At 69.9% G+C, this 21368-nt stretch carries 20 protein-coding genes; 12 read left to right on the top strand and 8 right to left on the bottom strand.

Annotated elements, in window-relative coordinates; translation table 11 throughout:
• Window positions 1-39: 39 nt before the first annotated feature.
• Entirely contained in the window at window positions 40-729 is a 690-nt protein-coding gene (locus tag MKK65_RS25510) for a uracil-DNA glycosylase (protein WP_243960811.1), read from the top strand.
• A 4-nt stretch (window positions 730-733) separates the two neighbouring features.
• Here MKK65_RS25510 and MKK65_RS25515 read toward each other — a convergent pair whose 3' ends face one another.
• Window positions 734-1162, bottom strand: a complete 429-nt coding sequence (locus MKK65_RS25515; RefSeq protein ID WP_243960813.1) for a hypothetical protein — start codon at window positions 1160-1162, stop codon at window positions 734-736.
• A gap of 274 nt (window positions 1163-1436) precedes the next feature.
• Here MKK65_RS25515 and MKK65_RS25520 point away from each other — a divergent pair, with 274 nt between their 5' ends.
• The 4 genes from MKK65_RS25520 (at window position 1437) to MKK65_RS25535 (ending at window position 4736) form a co-directional block, all read left to right on the top strand.
• Window positions 1437-1898 (top strand): AMP-binding protein, encoded by a 462-nt coding sequence (locus tag MKK65_RS25520; protein ID WP_058192905.1) that lies wholly within the window; start codon window positions 1437-1439, stop codon window positions 1896-1898.
• Window positions 1899-1991: 93 nt separating this feature from the next.
• A complete protein-coding gene (locus MKK65_RS25525) occupies window positions 1992-2798 on the top strand; it encodes an enoyl-CoA hydratase (RefSeq protein ID WP_243960815.1) in 807 nt (268 codons plus the stop codon).
• 120 nt (window positions 2799-2918) lie between these two features.
• Window positions 2919-3233: a hypothetical protein gene (locus MKK65_RS25530; RefSeq protein ID WP_058192903.1), complete on the top strand. Its 315-nt coding sequence runs from the start codon at window positions 2919-2921 to the stop codon at window positions 3231-3233.
• A gap of 66 nt (window positions 3234-3299) precedes the next feature.
• Window positions 3300-4736: a phospholipase D-like domain-containing protein gene (locus MKK65_RS25535; RefSeq protein WP_243960817.1), complete on the top strand. Its 1437-nt coding sequence runs from the start codon at window positions 3300-3302 to the stop codon at window positions 4734-4736.
• Here the strand turns inward: MKK65_RS25535 and MKK65_RS25540 are convergent.
• Complete coding sequence (locus tag MKK65_RS25540; protein ID WP_243960819.1) at window positions 4654-5433, bottom strand: endonuclease/exonuclease/phosphatase family protein; 780 nt, start codon at window positions 5431-5433, stop codon at window positions 4654-4656. The genes MKK65_RS25535 and MKK65_RS25540 overlap by 83 nt on opposite strands.
• Before the next feature lie 164 nt (window positions 5434-5597).
• Between MKK65_RS25540 and MKK65_RS25545 the strand changes: the two genes are divergently transcribed.
• Both MKK65_RS25545 and MKK65_RS25550 read left to right on the top strand, forming a co-directional pair.
• Window positions 5598-6836 (top strand): exonuclease SbcCD subunit D, encoded by a 1239-nt coding sequence (locus tag MKK65_RS25545; RefSeq protein ID WP_243960821.1) that lies wholly within the window; start codon window positions 5598-5600, stop codon window positions 6834-6836.
• Window positions 6837-6846: 10 nt separating this feature from the next.
• On the top strand, window positions 6847-10323 hold the full coding sequence (locus tag MKK65_RS25550; RefSeq protein ID WP_243960823.1) for an ATP-binding protein: 3477 nt from the start codon (window positions 6847-6849) through the stop codon (window positions 10321-10323).
• Window positions 10324-10727: 404 nt separating this feature from the next.
• Here MKK65_RS25550 and MKK65_RS25555 read toward each other — a convergent pair whose 3' ends face one another.
• The 5 genes from MKK65_RS25555 to MKK65_RS25575 form a co-directional block, all read right to left on the bottom strand.
• Window positions 10728-12218 (bottom strand): carboxypeptidase M32, encoded by a 1491-nt coding sequence (locus MKK65_RS25555; RefSeq protein WP_243960825.1) that lies wholly within the window; start codon window positions 12216-12218, stop codon window positions 10728-10730.
• Between the two features lie 103 nt (window positions 12219-12321).
• On the bottom strand, window positions 12322-14121 hold the full coding sequence (locus tag MKK65_RS25560) for an ATP-binding cassette domain-containing protein (RefSeq protein WP_243960826.1): 1800 nt from the start codon (window positions 14119-14121) through the stop codon (window positions 12322-12324).
• 61 nt (window positions 14122-14182) lie between these two features.
• Window positions 14183-14419: a hypothetical protein gene (locus tag MKK65_RS25565; RefSeq protein ID WP_082643402.1), complete on the bottom strand. Its 237-nt coding sequence runs from the start codon at window positions 14417-14419 to the stop codon at window positions 14183-14185.
• A gap of 80 nt (window positions 14420-14499) precedes the next feature.
• A complete protein-coding gene (locus tag MKK65_RS25570) occupies window positions 14500-14814 on the bottom strand; it encodes a polyhydroxyalkanoic acid system family protein (protein ID WP_058194337.1) in 315 nt (104 codons plus the stop codon).
• A 119-nt stretch (window positions 14815-14933) separates the two neighbouring features.
• Complete coding sequence (locus MKK65_RS25575; RefSeq protein ID WP_058194338.1) at window positions 14934-15284, bottom strand: septal ring lytic transglycosylase RlpA family protein; 351 nt, start codon at window positions 15282-15284, stop codon at window positions 14934-14936.
• Between the two features lie 573 nt (window positions 15285-15857).
• Between MKK65_RS25575 and MKK65_RS25580 the strand changes: the two genes are divergently transcribed.
• Window positions 15858-17048 (top strand): site-specific DNA-methyltransferase, encoded by a 1191-nt coding sequence (locus MKK65_RS25580; protein ID WP_279596951.1) that lies wholly within the window; start codon window positions 15858-15860, stop codon window positions 17046-17048.
• A gap of 141 nt (window positions 17049-17189) precedes the next feature.
• On the opposite strand, the gene mutY is transcribed toward MKK65_RS25580, so the two are convergent.
• Window positions 17190-18530: an A/G-specific adenine glycosylase gene (gene mutY / locus MKK65_RS25585; RefSeq protein ID WP_243960830.1), complete on the bottom strand. Its 1341-nt coding sequence runs from the start codon at window positions 18528-18530 to the stop codon at window positions 17190-17192.
• Window positions 18531-18656: 126 nt separating this feature from the next.
• Between mutY and MKK65_RS25590 the strand changes: the two genes are divergently transcribed.
• From MKK65_RS25590 to MKK65_RS25605, 4 genes are all read left to right on the top strand, one after another.
• A complete protein-coding gene (locus MKK65_RS25590) occupies window positions 18657-19139 on the top strand; it encodes a DUF721 domain-containing protein (protein ID WP_243960832.1) in 483 nt (160 codons plus the stop codon).
• Window positions 19140-19254: 115 nt separating this feature from the next.
• On the top strand, window positions 19255-19899 hold the full coding sequence (locus MKK65_RS25595) for a DsbA family protein (protein WP_058194342.1): 645 nt from the start codon (window positions 19255-19257) through the stop codon (window positions 19897-19899).
• Window positions 19900-20085: 186 nt separating this feature from the next.
• A complete protein-coding gene (locus MKK65_RS25600; RefSeq protein ID WP_243960834.1) occupies window positions 20086-20460 on the top strand; it encodes an AtpZ/AtpI family protein in 375 nt (124 codons plus the stop codon).
• 73 nt (window positions 20461-20533) lie between these two features.
• Complete coding sequence (locus MKK65_RS25605) at window positions 20534-21289, top strand: F0F1 ATP synthase subunit A (protein WP_243960836.1); 756 nt, start codon at window positions 20534-20536, stop codon at window positions 21287-21289.
• The last annotated feature ends 79 nt before the right edge of the window (window positions 21290-21368 follow it).

Raw genomic sequence — 21368 nt, forward strand, 5'->3', positions numbered from 1 at the left:
GCAACCGCGGACCGCATCATTCGACCTTTGCGAGACCCGATGACCGATACTCCCGTGGCTGCCGCCCTGGCCGCCTTCCGCGCTTCCGGATCGCCCTGGCTGGCGCTGCCGTTCTTCGCCGGGGAGGCGGCGGACGCGGTCGCGGCCCGGGTCGATGCCCGGATCTCCGAAGGCGCGCAGGTGCTGCCCGCGCCCGCCGACATCTTCCGGGCGCTCGCCGAAACGCCGCTGCCGGCGGTCCGCGCGGTCATCCTCGGTCAGGACCCCTATCCGACGCCCGGCGACGCCAACGGCCTCGCCTTCTCGTATGTCGGCTCCGGCCGGATCCCGGCCTCCCTGCGGGTGATCCTGGCGGAGGCCGGCTCCGACCGATCCGCCGGCGGCGACCTGACGCCCTGGGCCCGGCAGGGCGTGCTTCTGTTGAACAGCGCGCTCACCGTGGAGGCGGGCAAGGCCGGGGCGCATCTGCGCTACGGCTGGTCGGCGCTCACCGACGAGGCCGTCGCCGCGGTCTCGGCGCGGCCGGAGCCGGCCGTCTTCCTGCTCTGGGGCGCCCAGGCCCGCGCCCGGACGGCGCTGATCGATTCCACCCGCCATGGCGTGTTCGAGAGCGGGCATCCCTCGCCGCTCAACCGCGCCCGGGATTTCCCGGGCTCGGACCCGTTCGGCCGTGCGAACGACTGGCTGGCCGAGCGCGGGGTTCGGCCGATCGACTGGCGTCTCGGTTAAGGGGTCACTGCGCCGGCTTGGCAGGTTCCGCAGGAGCAGGAGCAGGAGCAGGGGCCGGCGTGCCGGTGATCTGTCCGGCCGGAAGCAGGACGTTCTTGGCGACCGCCCCCTCCGGCCCGTACTCACCAGCCACGGCGATGCAGGCCTGGTCGCGATTCTGGGCCATCTGGTTCGACATCAGCGTGAACATCGTCTGCACCCGATTGCCGAACGGCCCCCGCGGCTGGACGTCCTCCGCCCGCACGTTCTGCTTCGCCAGCAAGGCCTCGAACGCCTCGTTGCCGATCCGGTAACCGCAGACATTGGAGGCCGCGAAGATGTAGGCGGCAAATTCCAGGGCGCGGGGCGACGGTGCGTTCCGGATCTGCGCCTGCGCCGGCACGGTCGCGAGCGTCAGGGCGATGGCGGCGGCGTAGGGGACGGTCTGGCGCATGGGGCGGCGTTTCCTCGATCCGGGACGACCTCTTCCGGGCCGCCCGCGTCGAGCGGGACATAGGCCGGACCGGGCCGGGGGCCAATGCGACCGAATTCGCCTGCAAATTGCCGCTCGGCGTTCACCTCCGATTCGGCATAGGCGCAGTCCCGGCCCCGTCGGACCGTGAAAACCGCTCAGTGTTCCGATGATCTGCGAACGTGAGAGAGAGTGTTAACCTGCCCGCGTCACGCCAAGGTCCACCGTTTATCCAGATCCAGGCGGTTCGCAGCGTATGTTTGGCGTGAACTCCACTGTCGCAGACATTCCGGCCCCGGCGCCGGCTCCCCGTGATGCCGATCGGCGCTTCCGAGCCGGACTCGGTATCGCCTCCGGCGACCGGCGCGCGGCTCCGGCGATCTGCCCCAACCGCGTCGCCCACTGGGCCTTCGGCGAGGGCCTGCGTGCCGGCGAGACCGTCGCCCTGCTGGTCCGCGACATCGGCCAGGCGGAGGCGATGCATCTCGGCTTGGCCCGAATCGGGGTCCGCGTCGTCGCGCTCGACGGCGGCCGCCGCGGTGAGGCGCTCGCCGACAGCCTGGCTCTGTCCGGCGCGACGCTGGTAATCGTCGATACCACCCTGGCCGAGGCGTATGCCGGCGTGATGGGTCGCCTCGCCTCCTATCCCAGCGTGTGGTGGAACGGCCCGGGCGCCGATTTCGCGAGCCTGGATCTGGCCCTGGCCGAGCAGGGCTGAGGACAGCTCTCTGCACTGCGCCGCCGGCGTGGTAGCCTCTTGGTCATAAGCCGGTCCCGCACGATCAAGGGGCCGGAACCGGGAGATACCGCCATGTCCGCAGCCCTCGCCGCCTCCAGCATCGCGGATGATTCCGTTCTGCTGCGCCACGATGCCGACGGCGTTGCGACCCTGACCCTGAACCGTCCGCAGGCGCGCAACGCCCTGTCGATGGCGCTCATGAAGGCGCTCCAGGATGCGCTCGACGCGATCCGTAAGGATCCTTCGGTGCGCGTCGTCATCCTGCGCGGGGCCGGCCCGGCCTTCTGCGCCGGCCACGACCTCAAGGAGATGCGGGCCGACCCCTCCCGGGCGGCGACCGAAGCGGTGTTCCGTACCTGCGCCCGCCTGATGCTGAGCATCACCCGGCTGCCGCAACCAGTGATCGCCCAGGTCAACGGCATCGCCACGGCGGCCGGCTGCCAGCTCGTTGCCACCTGTGACCTCGCCATCTGCGCCGAGGACGCCCGGTTCGCCACGCCGGGGGTGCAGATCGGCCTGTTCTGCTCGACCCCGATGGTCGCGCTGTCGCGGGCGGTGTCGCGCAAGGCCGCCCTGGAGATGCTGCTGGTCGGCGAACCGGTCGACGCTCGGGAGGCGCTGCGGATCGGCCTGGTCAACCGCGTGGTATCGGCGGCGGAATTGGATGGCGCGGTGGCCGCCATGGCTGAGAAGATCGCCGGGAAGGCCCGGCAAGTCGTCGCGATCGGCAAGGCGGCTTTCGGCCGGCAGATCGAGATGGGCCTGGAGGAGGCCTACGGCTACGCCGCCGAGGTGATGACCCGGAACATGATGATGGCCGACGCCCACGAGGGCATCGATGCGTTCATCGGCAAGCGCCCCCCGCGCTGGGAGCCCTGAGCCCCGCGCGATACGACGCAGGCCCCATGCGCCGGGATGCGTAGGTTCCGGGGCCGCCCTGCCCTAGGGTGCAAGAATGTCCTGTCCTGCCGGGCTCGGCGCCTCCCCACGGAACGGCTGATGAGCAGCATCGACCTGTTCGGACTGACCCTTGCCTTCGTCGGCGCCATGCCACCGCCCCGGCCGCCGCGCCCGCGGCCGGACCGGGCGACCTGGGCCGCCGCCCTGCTGTTCGGCGGAATCTGCCTGGGCACCGTCGGGCCGATGATCACGATCTGGAGCTTTCACCGGCCCTATGCCGAGGCCAAGGCGCGCTGCATCGCCGATGGCGGCCGGATCCTGTACGCGGCGCTCGACGGCAGCGGTCCCTATCGCTGCGCGCGGCCCCTCGGCGCCTCGGAGCCTGGCAGACAGCCGGCCCTGCGGGCGTATTAAATCCGCGCCTCGCCCGCTCATTCGTCTATATCCGGCGCCGTCTGACGCGAACCGGATGCCGAGACCTTGGAAGACGCGCTGTATCGATGGCTGCAATCCACCGCCCTGTTGCGGTCGGATGTCTCCGCGCTCATCGGCATCACCCTGGCACTCGGCGTCACCCTGCACGCCCTGCTGCGCAAGCGCCGGGTCAGCGTCGCGGTCGGGTGGATCGGGCTGGCCTGGCTCTCGCCGATCTTCGGCACCGCGCTCTATCTGACCTTCGGCATCAATCGCGTCTCGCGTCGCGCCCGGAAGTTGCGCACCAAGCCCTCCGACGCGACGAACCTTCCCGACACCGACGATGCGGTGGTGCCCGAAACGCTCTGGCCGCTGGATCGGGCGATTAGGCGTATCACCGGATTGCCGGCGTTTGCCGGCAACGACGTGCAGATGTTCCGCAACGGCGACGCCGCCTACCCGGTCATGCTGGCGGCGATCCGCGAGGCTAAAGCCAGCATCGGCCTGTCGAGCTACATCTTTCGCGATGATCCCACCGGCCGCGCGTTCTGCGATGCCCTGGCCGAGGCCAAGGCCCGGGGCGTCATGGTCCGGGTCATCATCGACGGGATCGGCGGTGGGTATTTTCGCGCGCCGATCTACCACCGGCTGAAAAGCCTCGGGGTGCCGGCGGCCCTGTTCATGCACTCTGCCCTGCCCTGGCGGATGCCGTTCCTGAACCTGCGCTCGCACAAGAAGCTGCTGATCATCGACGGGCGCATTGCCTTCACGGGCGGCCTCAACATCTCGCAGCCGAACCGCGTGGCGCTGAAGCCTGAGCATCCGATCCGCGACACGCATTTCCGCCTGCGGGGCCCCGTGGTGGAGCAACTCGCCGTGGCGTTTGCAGCCGACTGGGCCTTCGTCGACGGCGAGATCCTCGATGCGGAGCCGTGGCTCGCCAGCCTGGAACCGGTCGGAGACAGCGTCGCCCGGGTGGTCACCTCGGGGCCGGACGCGGATGTCGAGAAGATCGAGCAGGTGGTCCTTCAGGCGCTCGCCTGCGCCCGTCGGACGGTCCGGTTCGTCACCCCCTACTTCCTGCCCGACGAGCTGGTGACCGGCGCCCTGGCCCAGGCCGCGATCCGGGGGATCGCCGTGGATGTGATCATCCCGCGGGTGAGCGACCATCCGTTCATCGACTGGGCGACGCGGGCGCATCTCGACCCGCTGCTGAAAGCCGGCGTGCGGGTCTGGCTCGACGAGCCGCCCTTCGACCATTCCAAGGCGATGGTGGTAGACGACATCTGGTGTTTCGTCGGCAGTGCGAACTGGGACATGCGCAGCTTCCGGTTGAATTTCGAGCTAAACGTCGAGATCATCGACGCGGATCTCGCCGCCCAGCTCGACCGATTCATGCAGGGCAAGATGGAGGCACGCCTCAGCCGGGAGGATCTCGCCGCGCGCGCCTTGCCGATCCGTCTGCGCGACGCAGGCGTGCGACTGCTGCTGCCATACCTTTGAAGCGCGCGGGGGCGTGCGCCTCCGGGGCCGGCCCGAGATGGACCACGATCGGCCGATGGTCGGAGGGCCCGCGCGGCAGCACGGCGTGCTCGTGGCAGATCAGCCCGCGGGCGAGGCAGCGGTCGAGCCGGAGCGGCAGGACGTCCACCATGGCGTGGGTCGGCCGGCGCGGGCCGACATCGCGAAACCCCGGGATCAGCGCCGGGCCGACGATGTTGTAGTCGCCCAGCACCGCGGCCCGCGGCGGCAATTCGCCGACGATGCAGCGCAGCTGGCGGCGGTTCAGCATCTGCCCGTGGGACAGGTGGACGTTGGCGATGCCGAACTCGCCCAGGTCGAGCACCTGGCAGACCCGATGCACCACGGCGCCGGCGGGAAGCGTGATCACCCGCGGCGCGTTCGGGAACGGAGTCGGGCTCCACATGGCCAGCCCGTGGATCCGCCCCGGCAGCGGCGCCCAGGCGTAATGGCCGCCGATCCGGTCCCGCAGGAAACCGATCCCCCGGGTCGCCTCCTGCATGAGCAACAGATCCGGTTTCTCCCGCGCGACCAGGGCGACCACGTCGTCCACCGCCGCGCCGGTGCGCCGCAGCAGGTTCCAGCTCACGATCTTGAACGGCGCATGCGCGCGCTCTGTCGGCCGGATCGGGAGCGCCGAGGCGAGGCCGGACCGGTCCGGAGGGGCGAAGCTGTTCATCGGGCCGGGCTCGTACCTCACCGGGTGGTTCTGACGCCACCGCCGCGCTTCAACGCGTCGGAGCCCGGGACGTTCGCTCCTGTGCAGCAATCGGGGCATGGCGCTTGAGGCCGCACGCCCCGGCGGCCTAAGACCCCCGCTCACCGATCGCTCACCGGAGACCGATGTCGGGCTTCAGCTTCATCCACGCGGCGGATCTGCATCTCGGCAGCCCGCTCTCGGGCCTCGCCACCCGCGACGCGGAGCTCGCCCGCCGCCTTGCCACCGCCGGGCGGCAGGCCTTCGAGGATCTCGTCACCCAGGCGATCGAGCGGCAGGTCGCCTTCGTGGTGGTGGCCGGGGACATCTATGACGGCGACTGGGCCGACAACACGATCGGGCTGTTCTTCGCGCGGCAGGTGGCCCGCCTCAATCGGGCCGGCATCCCGACGATCCTGGTCCGCGGCAACCACGACGCCGAGAGCGTGATCACCCGCGCGATCACCCTGCCGCCCTCGGTGCACGTCTTCCCGGCGGCCCGGGCCGAGACGCTGCGCCTCGAATCCCTGCGGGTCGCCGTGCACGGCCGGAGCTTCCAGGCCCGGGCCGTGGAGGAGAACCTGTCGCTCACCTACCCGGCCGCCCTGCCCGGCTGGTTCAACCTCGGCGTGCTCCACACCTCCTGCACCGGCCACGCCGCCCACGAGACCTACGCCCCCTGCTCGGTGGCCGACCTCACCGCCCGGGGCTACGATTACTGGGCACTGGGCCACATCCACGAGTACGCGGAACTGTCCCGGGATCCCTGGATCGTGTTCCCCGGCAACATCCAGGGCCGGAGCGTGCGCGAATGCGGCGCGAAGGGCGCGGTCCTGGTCGAGGTCGCCGACGGGCGGGTGACGGGGGTCAGCCGCTTTCCCCTCGACCGGGCGCGCTTCGAGCAGGTCACCGTCGACCTGAGCGAAGCCGCCGACACCCGCGCCGCCTTCGAGACTGTGGAGGCGGCCCTGCGGCCCCTGGCGGAGGTGGCGGCGCAGCGCCTCGTCCTGGTGCGGGTGCATCTGGCCGGCACGACCGCGGCCCATGATGCGCTCTCGGCAGACAGAGACAACGTCACCGCCGAGATCCAGGCCGCCGCCCACCGGCTGCACGAGGATATCTGGCTGGAGCGCCTGAAGATCGAGACCCGGAGGCCCCGCGCGCCGGTCGAGGCCTCCGGGGCGGCGATCGACCCGGCGGCGCTCCTCGCCGATCTCGACCGCGATCCGGATTTCCGCACCCGGGCCAAGGCGGTGCTCGCCGAGATCGGCGCCCGCATGCCGGCATCCGCCGCCGCGGAGGCCGACCTGGAGGCCGAGTTCGACGCGCTCTGCGCCGAGGCCGAGGCGCTAATCCTGGGCCGCCTCGGCGGCCGGCACTGCTGAGGCGCGCACAATGCGGCTGATCCGCCTCGCCCTGGAGCGCTACGGCGCCTTCACCGACCGGACCGTGACCTTCCGGCCCGATGCCCGCTTGCACGTCGTGCTGGGCGCCAACGAGGCCGGCAAGAGCACGGCGCTCGCGGCGGTCACCGACCTGCTGTTCGGTTTCGAGAAGACCACACGCTACGCCTTCCTGCACGACATGCCCCTCTTGCGCCTCGGCGCGGAGGTGGAGGCCGCCGACGGGCGCCGCCTGGCCTTCCGCCGCCGCAAGGGCAACGCCCGGACCCTGATCGACGCCGCCGAGGCGCCGCTCCCCGACGACGCTTTGGCGCCGTTCCTCGGCGGCATCTCCCGCCCCGTGTTCTGCCGTGCCTTCGGCCTCGACGCCGGCAGCCTGCGGGCGGGGGGGCGCGAGATGGTCGATGTCGAGGGCGAGGTCGGGGCCAGCCTGTTCGCGGCGGGGTCGGGCCTGCGCGGCCTCACCGAGCTGCAGGCCGCCCTCGACGCGGAGGCCGAGGGCATCTTCGCGCCCCGCCAGGCCAAGCACCGGACCTTCTATCAGGCGCTGGAGCGGCACGAGACCGCCCGCAAGGCGATCCGCGAGAAGGGCCTCCGCGCGGGCGATTGGCGGGCGCTGAACGACGAGATTGCGGCCGCCGCCGAGCAGCTCGACGCGCTCCGGGCCGACAATCAGCGCGTGGCGACCGAGCGCGCTCGGCTGGAACGCCTGAAGCGCGCCCGGCCGATCGTCGCCGAGATCGACGTGCTGGACCACCGCATCGCCGCCTATGCCGGCCTCGCCGAGGCGGATGCCGCTTGGATCGAGCGCCTGGGCGCTGCCCTCGACCACTGCCGCACCGCCGAGGCCGAGGCGGCCCGCGCCGACGCTGCCCTCGCCCGGGCGCGCGGCGAAGCCGAATCGGTGCCGGTGGAGCCGGCGTTGATCCTGCGCGCCGACGAGATCCTGGCGGCGTTCAGCGGCACCAAGGAATTCGAGAAGGGCGGCACCGACCTGCCCCGGATCGAGGGCGACGCCTACAAGGTCGGGCTCGACCTGGAGCGCCTGCGCGCCCGGATCGGCGCCCCGGATCTCGCGTCCCTGGAATCTAACCAGCCCACCGACGCCGCCCGCGCCCGGGTCGAGCGGCTGATCCGCGACGGACGGACGCTCGCCGCCACGGAGGACCAGCTCGCCCGGGACGCAGCCGCCGCCCGGGCCGAGCGCGACCGTCTGGCCCGGGAGGTCGAGGCCGCCGGCGCCACCCACGATCCCACGCCTTTGCGCGAGGCGCTGAAGCCGCTCGCCAAGCTGCACGAGCGCCTTGCCGCCCACGAGGCGCTGGACACCGCGATCCGGCGGGAGACGGCATTGCTGCGCAACCAGGCGGCGCGTCTGTCGCCGCCGGTGGCCGACACCGCCGCCCTCGCCCGCATGCCCCTGCCCAGCGCCGACACCATCGCGCGCTATCGCGGCCTGCTCGATGGCAAGCGTCGCGAGCAGGAACGCGCCGCCGACCGCCGGGACGCGGCGCGGGCTCAGGCCGACGCCACCCGCACCCGCCTGCGCGAGCGCGAGGCCGGCCGGCCGATCGCCACGCAGGAGCGGCTCGACTCCGTGCGGGCGGCGCGCGACGCCGCCTTCGCACCCCTGCGCGACGCCCTCGCGGCCGGCCGGACCAGCGAGCCTGGCACGCTCGCCGCCTACGAGCGTGCTTTGTTCGAGGCGGACCGCCTCGCCGACGAGCGCGCCACCGACGCCGCACGGGTTGCGGCCCACGCGGCCGATCTCGACCGCCTCGCCGCCGAGGATGCGGCACTGGCCGCGGCCGAACGGGTGCTGGCCGGGATCGCGGACGAGATCGCCGACGGCGAGGCAGCCTGGTGCGAGGCCTGGCAGCCCCCCGGCCTCGTCCCCGGCCCCCCGGCCGAGATGGCGGCCTGGCTCGCCGAGACCGAGAGCCTGATCGACGGGGAGCAGCAGCTGGCCGAGCAGCGGATCGAGCGGGACCATCTGCAGGCCCGTATCGAATCCGCCCGGGCGCCGCTGGCCGACCTGTTCACCCGGGCCGGGCTCGATCCGGCGCCGGATGGCGATATCGGCCAGGCGCTCGAACGGCTCGAGGCCCGGGTCGCGACGCTCGCGAGCCGCTGGGAGGCCAATCTCGAGACCGGCGGGCGGCTGCGCGCCGCCGCCGCGACGGCGGAGAAGCTGGAGGCGGCTCTGGCCGAGACCACGTCACGCCGCGCCGCCTGGCAGTCGGACTGGACGGAGGCGCTGCGTCCCCTCGGTCTGCCTGCCACCGCCCGGCCCGAGGAGGCCGAGGGTGCGCTGGAAGCCTGGCGCACGGTGCCGGACCGGCTCGCCGAGCGAGCCGCCCTGCAGCGCCGGGCGGCGGGGCTGCGGCGGGACATGGAGGCGTTCCGGGTTAGTGCGGCCGCCCTGGTCGAGGCTTTGGCGCCTGACCTCGCCGATACGCCGCCCACCGGCGCGATCCGCACGCTTCAGGCCCGCCTGGTCGCTGCCCAGGCCCGGGAGGCCCGCCGGGCCGAGCTGGACCGCCGCCTGGAGGAGGCGGAAACGGCCCTGCGCCACGCCGTCGGCCTGCGCGACGTCGCCCGGTCGGACCTGACCCGCCAGGTCGCCGACACCATGCCGGATCTGGCCGAGGCCCCGACCCCCGCCATCGCAGAGGTGTTCGGCCGGCTGAACGCCCGGGAGATGCTGCGGGCCGAGCGCTTGCGCCTGCGCGGCAGCCTCGCGGGCGCCGCCGACGGCCTGCCCGAATCCGAGATCCGCGCCGGTCTCGACGCCCTCCCCCCCGAGGCCGTGGAAGCGGAACTCGCTCGCCTCGCCTTGGAGGCCGAGGAGCAGGCCGAGCGCGGTCAGGTCATCTTCGCCGAGCGGGACCGGGCGGAAAGGCGCCGGGCTGAGCTCGAAGGCGGCAGCGGTGCCGAGTTGGCCGCCGCCGAGCGCAAGGCGGCGGAAGCCGACCTCCAGGCCGCGTCCCGCTCCTGGGCGGTGCTGCGGCTCGCCGGCCTGATGCTGGGCCAAGCGGTGGCCCGGCACCGCGCCGGGCAGCAGGACCCCCTGGTGGCCCGGGCCGGCGCCCTGTTCCGGGCCCTCACCGGCGGCGCCTTCACCGGCCTCGCCCAGACTTACGACGAGGCCGACACCCCCAAGCTCGCGGGCCAACGCGCGGGCGGCGGGCTTGTCGGGATCGAGGCGCTCAGCGAGGGCACTCGCGACCAGCTCTACCTCGCCCTGCGCCTGGCCTATCTAGAGGATTACGCCGGCCGCGCCGAGCCGGCGCCGTTCATCGGTGACGACTTGTTTTCCACCTTCGACGAGGCCCGCACCGGCTACGGCCTCGACGCGCTCGCCGAGATCGGCGCCAGCGTCCAGCCGATCCTGTTCACCCACCACCGCCATGTGGCCGAGATCGCCCGGGATCGGCTGGGGGATGCGGTGGATGTGCTGGAGCTGTAGGGGGCGGTTTGCGCGGGCGCGGACGAACGCTTTTTGCCCTGCCGGCTAACGCACTGCCTCATCGTTGACCGCACGAGGCACGGATCCCCTCTCCCGCACGGGCTACAATATTCACACAACGGCTTGCGGAAAGCGCGGCGCGCTCTCCTCCCCCTTGCGGGGAGGAGCTGGAGGTGGGGGTCGCTCAGAAGGCACCACTGCGCCTTGTCCGGTACCACCCCCACCCCTGACCCCTCCCCGCAAGGGGGAGGAGAAACGCGTTGTGTTTCAGAGACTTGCGATAAAGCTTGTTGAAGTGTGAATCCGCTAGCCCGCACGGGAGAGGGGCACGTCGCGCCTAACACAGGCCGGGACGGGACCTTCCTCGCCGGTGGGGAAACAGGGACCTGTGCCGCGTCCGGCATTCAGCCCCCCAGATACCGCCCCTCCAGATGCGCCCGGAACGCCGCCGTCCCCAGGGGCGCCCCGGTTGCCCGGACGAGCAGCTCATCCGTCCCGAGCAGGCTGCCGACCTCGTGCACGTTGGCCCGAAGCCAGGTGCGCAGCGGCGCGAAATCGCCCGCGGCGAGGCAGCCCGGCAGGGCCGGCTCGGCCGCCCGGGCGGCGCGGAACAGCTGGGCCGCGGCGAGCGCGCCCAGCGTGTAGGTCGGGAAGTAGCCGAAGGCACCGCTCGGCCAGTGGATGTCCTGCAGGCAGCCGAGGCGGTCCTCCGGCACGGTGAGGCCCAGCAGGTCGCGCAGGCCGTCGTTGAAGGCGCCGGGCAGGTCGGCGACGGCGAGGTCGCCCGCGATCATCGCGGTCTCCAGCCGGTAGCGCAGCAGGATATGGGCCGGGTAGGTCGCCTCGTCGGCATCGACCCGGATGAAGCCCGGCCGGACCTGGGTGTTCAGGGCGTGCAGGTTCTCCGGCGACCATTCCGGCCCGGACCGGCCGAACGCCTCGCGCAGCAGCGGCGCCAGATAGGTGAAGAACGCCCGGCTGCGGCAGGCTTGCATCTCGACGATGAGCGACTGGCTCTCGTGCAGGCTCATGCCCCGGGCGGCGCCGACGGGCTGGTGGCGCCAGGCGGCGGGGCGGCCCTGCTCGTAGAGGGCGTGGCCGGTCTCGTGCAGCACGCCCATCAGGGCGCGGCCGAAATCGGCCTCGTCGTAGCGGGTGGTGATGCGCACGTCGTCGGTGGCGCCGCCGCAGAACGGATGCAGGCTGATATCGAGACGGCCGCGGGTGAAGTCGAACCCGAGCGCGGTCATCAGCTTGAGGCCGAGGGCGCGCTGCGTGCCCGTGTCGAACGGCCCCTCCAGGGGCAGCGGCGCCGGGCGCGAGGCCTGGATTTCCCGGGCGCGGGCGATCAGGTCCGGCAGCCAACTGGTGAGGTCGGCAAACAGCGGGTCGATCACGGCCCGGCGCATGCCGGGATCGTAGCTGTCGAGCAGGGCGTCGTAGGGGTCGAGCCCGAGCGCCGCGCCCTTGGCCTGCCCGATCTCCCGCTGGAGCCGCAGCACCTCGGCGAGGTACGGCGCCAGCCGGGCGAAATCGGAGTCCCGGCGCGCCTCGCGCCAGACCATCTCGGACCGGGACACGGCCCGGGAGCTGGCTTCCACCAAGTCCCGGGGCACGGCGCCGGCATGGGCCTGGGCCCGCCGCATCTCCCGCAAGTTGGCCGCATTCCAGGCATCCAGGCCGCCCTGCCGCTCGGCGGCGGCGAGCTCGTCCCGCGTCTCGGGGGCCGTTAGCATCTCGTGGGCCAGCCCGCGCAGGATCGCCAGCTGGTCGCCCCGCGCCTCTGCGGCCCCGTCCGGCATCAGCGTCTGCGCATCCCAGCCGAGGATCCCGGCCGCGCCTTCCAGGGCCGCGAGGCGGGAGAAGCGCTGTTCGAGGGTCTGATAGGCGGTCATGCGATCATCCGTTCCGGTCGGTTCGCGATCGTTGCGGCCCCGCGGGATCAGGCCCGCGGAGGTCTTATAAGACATATTTCCTATAATATGTCAAGGGCGGGCGTCACCCCGCCTGCAGCATCTCCAGCTCCAGCCACCGGTCCTCCGCCTGGGACAGCTCAGTCTCGGCCTGGGCCAGCATGGCGGTGGCCTTGTCGAACCGGGCCGGGTCGCGGGCGTAGAGGTCGGCATCCGCCAGCATCACCTTGAGCTGGGCGATGGCCGCCTCCAGCTTCGCGATGCGGGCGGGCAGCGTCTTCAGCTCGTGCTGGTCCTTGAAGCCGAGCTTCGGCTTTCCGGCGGGCTGGGCGGCCGAGGCCGTGCGCTCGCGCGGTTCCTTCTTGGTCGGGGCGACCGTGCGCGCCTCGACCCCCTGCCCGCGCTGGACCAGCATGTCGCTGTAGCCGCCGGCATACTCCACCCAGCGGCCGGCCCCCTCCGAGACTAGAACGCTGCTGGCCACCCGGTCGAGGAAGTCGCGGTCGTGGCTCACCAGGATCAGGGTGCCCTGGTAGTCGCCGAGCATTTCCTGGAGCAGATCGAGGGTTTCAAGGTCGAGATCGTTGGTCGGCTCGTCGAGAACCAGCAGGTTGGCCGGTTGCGCCAGCGCACGGGCGATCAACAGCCGGTTGCGCTCGCCGCCGGAGAGTACCGAGACCGGGGTCCGGGCCTGCTCCGGGCTGAATAGGAAGTCCTTGAGATAACCGATCACGTGGCGGCTTTGCCCGTTCACCGTGACACTGTCGCCGCTGCCGCCGGTGAGCACTTCCGTGACGGTCATCCCGGGCTCCAGCGTCGCCCGGGCCTGATCCAGCACCACCGGCATCAGGTTCGTGCCGAGCACGACCTGCCCCGAATCGGGGGCGAGCCGGCCCATCAGCAGATTGATCAGCGTCGACTTGCCGGCGCCGTTGGCCCCGACGATCCCCAGCCGGTCGCCGCGCATCACCCGCAGCGACAGCCCATCCACGATGGTCCGCTCGCCATAGGCCTTGGCGATATCCCGGGCCTCGACCACGAGGCTGCCCGAGGACTCGGCATCGGAGGCGTTCATGCTGACGCTGCCCACCGGACGGCGGACATCGCGGCGATTCTGGCGCAACTCGTGCAAGTTGCCGAGACGGCGGACATTTCGCTTGCGGCGAGCCGTGACGCCGTAGCGCAGCCAATGCTCCTCGGCGGCGATCTTGCGGTCGAGCTTGTGCTGGTCGCGTTCCTCCTCTTCGAAGAACGCGTCGCGCCAAGCCTCGAAATTCGAGAAGCCCTGCTCAATTCTTCGCGTTTCTCCGCGATCCAGCCAGATCGTGGCGCGGGATAACGCGGAGAGAAACCGCCGGTCGTGGCTGATCAGGACCATCGCTGCGCGGGTTCCGCGCAGTTCCGCTTCCAGCCACTCGATCGCCGGCAGGTCGAGATGGTTGGTCGGCTCATCCAGAAGTAGCACGTCGGGTTCGGGGGCAAGCGCCTGGGCCAGCGCCGCCCGCCGTCCCTCGCCGCCCGAGAGTTTCGTGGGATCCTCGACGCCGGTCATGCCCAAGCTTTCGAGCAAGTACCGGGCGCGATGGGCGGATTCACCCGGCGGCAGGCCGGCCTCGACGAAGTCCAAGGTATTGGAAAAGCCGGAGAAATCCGGCTCCTGCGCCAGGTAGCGGATCGTGGTGCCCGGCTGGACGAACAACCGCCCCTTGTCTGGCTCGACCAGGCCGGCGGCGATCTTCATCAAGGTCGACTTGCCCGAGCCGTTTCGCCCGACGAGGCAGGTGCGCTCGCCGGGCGAGATGGTCAGGTCGGCACGGTTGATCAGCGGCGTGCCACCGAAGGTGAGCGCGATGTCCTGGAGGGTCAGAAGGGGGGGAGCGGCCATACCGGGCTTATGGCAGCGCCGGGCTTTCGGTTCAAACCGGGTCGCCCCCGCCGTTCAAGCCTCAGGCGATCGGATTGGCCGGCCCGGTGGGCGGGCTGATCTCTGGCGGGCCGGGATCGTTGACCGGGATCTCCGGGGGTTGGATGCCAGGCGCCTCGGCGGGCGTATTACCGGGGATCTCGGGGCCGGGGGGCTGCGTCGGCGCCTGCGGCGGATCGTATGGGGTCTCGGGCGCCGGAGCGGGTTGGGGCGGAACTTCCGGCACTTGCCCCGGGTCGGCGAGAGTGAAGTCTGGCACGGATATCCTCCAGAGGGCTCGCGGTGCTGTCCCGCACCGTTCGGGCAGCAACGAGGGCCTGCGGCTGGAGTTCCGGCGCGCTATTTCTTGGTGAGCAAGAGGTTCCCCTCCTTGCTCGCCACCTTCTGGATCTTCTCGGCGAACAGGGCGAGCAGGAACGGCAGTTTCACCTCGAGCCTCACGCTCTCAGGGCCGACATCGATCGTACCGCCGATCTTCTGGGTCATCGCGGAAACGCCGAAATCAAGGCGGTCGCCGGTCCAGGCAAGCTGGTCGACCGTGACGCCGCTTTTGGCCAGGAAGGCCCGCGCTTGGTCAGTGCCATGCTCGAGGCGCCGCTTCGCCTCGTCGCGGCCGAGGTCGTGCGGGATATCAACGATCAGGGGTTTGGGCATGGGGCGGCTGGATCCGGTCTGCTCATCCACCACATGGGGCCTCCCGATGCTGCAGACAACGTCGGGAGGTCGGACGGCTTCAGAAGCTCTTCGGCCTGAAAGCCCTCAGTGCGGGATCTTCAGTTCAAGACCTGGAGCGAGACGTAGCTCGTGCCGCCCATGCCGAGCGCGCGGGCCGAACCCTTCGAAAGATCGATGATGCGGCCGCGCACGAAGGGGCCGCGGTCATTGATGCGCACCACCACCGAGCGGCCGGTCCGGCGGTTCTCGACGCGGACGCGGGTTCCGAACGGCAGGCTGCGATGGGCAGCGGTCAGTCCGTTGGGGTTGAAACGCTCACCGTTCGCGGTGCGCTGGCCGCTCCCGTACCAAGAGGCAGCGCCGCTTTGGGCAACAGCCGGGAGGGTCGTTCCGACGAAGGCAGATAGCATTCCAACGGTGGCCACGAACTTACCGAAACCAGATGTCATTCTTCCCGCATTCCCTTGTTGTTTCCGGGACGGCGCCAGTCGTTTCAGAAATCGGCCGGAATATGGCGAGCGTTTTAGGGGAGTTCAGGTCACATTTTGGCCGTTTTTGTTCTGATCGTGCGGAATACTTGGTATTCTATTTCGATCTATTTTCGTCCTTACTGCGATGTGTATGGCCGACAGTCTTGTATGGTGCTGGGCAAGTCTTCTTCTCCGGCTCGCCGCCATTCCTTCGATCGGCATATTTACCTAAGTTGTGCGCTGGGTGTGACCCAGCATCCCGCTCAGCTGGATGCAGGAGGCTTCGTCGGCCGGAACGTGTCGTTTTGTGCGGAGGGAAAAGATTGGCCGCTCCAATCCGCTTCGGCGGCGAGATCAGCCGCCGCGCTACGAGAGTTGGCCTGCGTAAAGGCCGTGCCCGACACGCACTTTGTCTGATGAACGGTTGGTGGAGCTGGTGCTAGGCAAAAAGTGCAGCCCCAGAACGGGACGACGGCCCGGCAATTTCGACAACGCGACCTTTACCGTGTCCGACGCATGGTCTGCCGGTCAGTCGCGTAACCGGTGTTTGCCATGGCTTCCCCGCGTACCGTGGCTGCCGACGCCGTCGCCCGGAAACAAGTCTCGCGTGCCGGGCGGCCCGCGTCGGCGCCACGGATGGGTCTCGTACCCACCCAGCGTCCCCTCCCCCTCGACCAAGTGCTGGTCGGGGATTGCATTGCGGCCATGAACGCGCTGCCGGCCTCCAGCGTCGACTGCGTCTTTGCCGACCCGCCCTACAACCTGCAGCTCGGCGAAGCCGGCCTTCTGCGTCCGGACCAAAGCCGTGTCGACGCGGTCGACGACGACTGGGACAAGTTCGCGACCTTCGAGGCCTACGACGCCTTCACCCGGGACTGGCTCGCTGCCTGCCGGCGCGTGATGAAACCGAACGCAACCCTCTGGGTGATCGGGTCATACCATAACATCTTCCGGGTCGGGAGCGCGTTGCAGGATCTCGGTTACTGGATCCTCAACGACATCGTCTGGCGCAAGGCCAACCCGATGCCGAACTTCCGCGGCAAGCGCTTCACCAACGCCCACGAGACCCTGATCTGGGCTTCGCGCTCGGCGGACTCGAAGGGCTACACCTTCCATTACGACGCGCTGAAGGGGGGCAACGAAGACCTTCAGATGCGCTCGGACTGGTTCATCCCGCTCTGCACCGGCGATGAGCGGCTGAAGGATGCGGAGGGCCACAAGGTCCACCCGACCCAGAAGCCCGAGGCTCTGCTCGCCCGTACCCTGATGGCGGCGACCAATCCCGGGGACGTGGTGCTTGATCCGTTCTTCGGCACCGGCACCACCGGGGCCGTCGCCAAGCGTCTCGGCCGGCGGTTCATCGGCATCGAGCGCGAGGCCACCTACGCGGAGGCTGCACGGGAGCGGATCGCGGCCGTTCAGCCTTTGTCGAAGGCCGCGCTCATGGTTGCGCCGACGAAGCGGGCCGAGCCGCGGGTGCCGTTCCTCTCGGTGATCGAGGCTGGGCATATCCGCCCGGGTGAGATCGTCACGGACGAGCGCCGCCGCTTCCGCGCCACGGTGCGTCCGGACGGCCAACTCGACAATGGTCTGGTGATCGGCTCGATCCACAAGATCGGCGCCCTGGTCCAGGGGCTGCCGGCCTGCAACGGCTGGACCTTCTGGCACGTCGAGCGCGCCGGCAAGCCGCTGGTGATCGACAGCTACCGGGCTGGGCTGCGCCAGGCGATGGCGAACGGCTGAGCCGTTCTCCGTGTTGGTCATGAGATCCGAAAGGGCTCAGCCCTTTGGCGGGTGCAGGGCAGAGCCCTGCGAAACTCTCGGGGCTTTGCCCCGAACCCAACCAAAGGGCTCGTCCTTTGGGAACCCGTTCCCTACTCGGAGCTAGCGACGTCGCGCGGCGCCTGGTCGACGCGGCGTCGGCCGGGCGCGCCCCGGCGCGACGGGTGCCTCCGGCTCGGCGTCCAGGAAATCGTCCATCTCCGGCGGCGGCTCGGGTGCCGGTTTGGGCCGGGGCTTGGGCACCGCGCGCACGCTCGGTCGCGGCTCCGGATCTTCGATCGAGATCGGCGCCTCCATGGCCGCGAGCAGCGGCATCGCCGGCGGATCCTTCTTCGGGCGACCACGGGGCTTCTTCTCGGGCTCCGGCTTCGGGTCGAAGGCGTGAGCCAGTACCTTGCGCATCAGGCCGGGCAGCGGCTCGTCGTCCAGCGCGGCGCGCGGTGTGAAGCGCATGCCGGGCGGCGTCGGGGTCGAAAGGGCGACCCGGGCCGAGAACACGGTCAGCTCAAGCGGGAAGTGCGTGAAGCCATGGCGGACGAGCCCCGGCAGGCGCTTCCAGCGGGCGTCGATGGGCGCATCCAACAGGGCGGCGGCGGCGTCATAATTTGGCTCCCAGGCACTGCCCGGTGGTTCGGCCATGTTGCCGAGCAGCCCTTCCGGCGGGCGGGTCCGTAGAAGGACCGCCTCGTCGCCGCTGCGGATCGCCACGAAGGCGGCCCCGCGGCGCAGGGCGCCCTTCGCCACTTTGATCTTGCGGGGAAACGTCTCCTGCGTGCCGCGCGCCCGCGCCTGGCAGGGCAGCATCCAGGGGCAGAGCGCGCAGGCGGGGCGCTTGGGCGTGCAGATCGTCGCGCCGAGATCCATGAGCGCCTGCGCGAAGTCGCCGGGCCGATCGTGCGGCACCAGGGCCTGGGTCAGCCGGCGGATCTCCGGGCGGCTGCCGGGCAGCGGCGCCTCCACGGCGAAGACCCGGCTCAGGACCCGCTCGACATTGCCGTCGACCGCGGCTTCCGCCCGCTCAAATGCGATCGCGGCAATCGCCCCGGCCGTGTAGGCGCCGATGCCCGGAAGCTTGCGCAGGCCCTCGGCCGTGTCGGGGAAGCGGCCCGCAGCCGCCACCGCTTTCGCGCAGGCATGGAGGTTGCGCGCCCGGGAATAGTAGCCGAGCCCGGCCCAGGCCGACATCACCGCCTCCTCGGGGGCTTCAGCCAACGCGGTCACGTCGGGGAAACGCGTCAGGAAGCGCTCGAAATACGGCCGCACTGCTGCGATCGTGGTCTGCTGCAGCATCACTTCGGACAGCCAGACACGGTAGGGATCGGGCACTTCCCCCGCGAGCGCGCGCCACGGCAGAATCCGGCGGTGCCGGTCGTACCAGGCGAGCAGGTCGTCGGCGCGTGGTCCGGGAGTGGACCCGGGATCCGTGGCTGAGCAGGTCTGCATGGGCCAGGCTGCATAACCGTAGGGATCGGGCGATCATAGGGCCCCTTAACGCCGGGGCCGTGCTCCCTTCATAAACGAAGCTGCGCTAACGTGCGGCGACTTATCAGGGGCGAGGCCCAAACCACCATGGCGCGCGTCAAACCGCTGGCCGAGCTGATCGAGAGTTGCATCGGGCCCGCCTTTGCGGCGCAGGGCTTCGCGTCGACCGATATCCTGGCCGCCTGGCCGGAGATCGTGGGCGAGCGGCTCGCGCGCTACTGCCGGCCTTCGAAGCTCGAGTGGCCCAAGCGCCGTCGTAAGGATGCCGACACGCCGGAATCGGGGACGCTAGTCGTCCGAGTCGAAGGTGTATTCGCGATCGAACTCCAGCATCTGGCGCCGGTGGTGATCCAACGTATCAACGCGCATTACGGCTGGGCCTGCGTCTCGCGCATCGTGCTGCAGCAGGACCGGGTCGGCCGCGGTGGCCGACCGACGCCACGTACCGGCATCGACCCGTCCCGGGCCGTCGAGGTGAAGCGCGCGGTGGCGGCGATCGACGATGATGGTCTGCGTGCCGCTCTGGATCGGCTCGGTATCGCTGCCGTGGCGACGCGGCCGGAGCGATGATCGGCCGGTTTCAGCGGCAATTGCGTCATCTTGCCAGGAAAGCCGTGCCCGAGTACCCGAACCGGGACGCCAAGCCCAAGATGCCAAGACCGACTAAATCCGGCGGAGCCTGCCCATGACCACGCGACGCGACGCTCTCAAGTTCACAGGCCTCGCGCTCGGCGCCGGCCTCGTCCTCCCCTCCCTGATGCGCACGGCTTGGGCTCAGAACGCCGACCTGGCAGCTCTGATGCAGCCGGGCCCGCTCGGCGATGTCTGGCTCGGCCCGGCCGACGCCAAGTGCACGATCATCGAATACGCCTCGATGACCTGCTCGCACTGCGCCGCCTTCCACCGCACCACCTGGCCGGTGCTCAAGGAGCGGTACATCGATACCGGCAAGGTGCGCTTCACCCTGCGCGAGTTCCCGCTGGACCCGCTGGCGACCGCAGCCTTCATGCTGGCGCGCTGTCAGGGCGATGCCAAGTATTACCCGATCACTGATCTGCTGTTCGACCAGCAATCCGCTTGGGCCTTCACCCAGAAGCCCGTCGATGCGCTCGAGCAGATGCTCCGTCAGGCTGGCTACACCAAGGAGACGTTCGAGGCGTGCCTGAAGGACCAGAAGGTCTACGGTGCCGTCAACACCGTGAAGCAGCGTGGGCTGGATATCCTGAAGGTGGATTCGACGCCGACGTTCTTCATCAACGGTGAGCGCTACACCGGCGAGATGACGATCGAGGGCATGGAGAAAGTGATCAAGCCGATCCTTGGCGCTTGATCGTCTCTGGGCGATGCGCGAAGCAGCGCCGCCAAGCTTCGGCTGCAACCGAAAAACTGTATCGCAATCAACAACTTACTGCGCACCGAGGTCGCCTTGACACCCAAGATAGGCGAAACTATGGTGCGCCCGCTTGATGGGGGCGTCCAGCCGGTTTCAGATCCTCCCGCCCTGTGAGTTTCAGCCGTGATCGGCGACGATTCCAGGAACGGGAAAGAGACCGAAGGCACGCCGACGGACAGCGAACTCTCCGCGAGGCTCAGACGTCTCGAGACGCAGATTGAACGGAAGCGTCCGCAGGCCGCTCCCGATCCTTCCTTGCGGCCTCGAGGTACCGGGCCCTCCTCGCTTGGCCAGGCCATGACGATCTCCACGGAGTTCGTCGCGGGCGTGATCGCGGGGGGCATACTCGGCTGGATCGTCGATCATGTCTTGGGGACGAAACCCTGGGGTCTGATCGTCCTCCTGATGCTAGGGTTCGTGGCGGGGATCTACAACGTGATGCGGCTGTCAGGTTTTGCCGGCGCGCGTCCCGGACGAGACGACGGGCAGGAGCCATAAGGCACGCCGGTCGATAGAGGTTTGAGGCGATCGACACTGTCGATGCGCCGGATCAAGAGGGGCGGAAGCGGGAATGGCGGTCACGATCGACCCGATCCATCAATTCGAGCTGAAGCCGCTCGTGTCGCTGGGCCATATCGGCCATCAGCAACTCGCCTTCACACAATCTGCCTTGTACATGTTCGCCGCCGTCGGGGTGATCGCGCTGATCACCGTGGTGGCGACGGCTTCGCGCTCGGTGGTGCCGGGGCGGATGCAGTCTCTGGCCGAGATCTTCTACGAATTCATCGCGGATACGCTCCACCAAGCGACCGGCGATGGCGGCAAGCGGTTCATGCCGCTGGTGTTTTCGCTGTTCATGTTCGTGCTGATCCTGAACCTCTTCGGGATGATCCCCTACGCTTTCGCGGTGACCAGCCACCTGATCATCACGTTCGGCCTCGCCGCCCTGGTGATCTCGGTGGTGGTGATCTTCGGCGTCATGAAGCACGGCACCCACTTCTTCGGCCTGTTCGTGCCGTCGGGCGTGCCGAAGCTGCTGCTGGCGATCCTGGTCCCGATCGAGATCATCTCTTTCATCTCGCGGCCGATCAGCCTGTCGGTGCGTCTGTTCGCCAACGTGCTCGCCGGCCATATCGCGATGAAGATCTTCGCGTTCTTCGTGGTCCAGCTTCTTCTCGCAGGTGCCTGGAGCGTGCTATCGCCGCTTCCGCTGTTCCTGACGATCGCGCTGACCGCTCTCGAGTTCCTCGTTGCCGCGCTTCAGGCCTACGTCTTCGCGACGCTGACCGCGATCTACCTCAACGATGCTCTCCACCCCGGCCACTAGGCGCACGCCCCGGCCGCTCAGCTTCACCCCGGCCTCCGCACTTGGCCGGCTCCACCCGCCGCGAACGTCACCGCACGTT

Source organism: Methylobacterium sp. J-001 (assembly GCF_022829565.1).
Classification (GTDB): domain Bacteria; phylum Pseudomonadota; class Alphaproteobacteria; order Rhizobiales; family Beijerinckiaceae; genus Methylobacterium.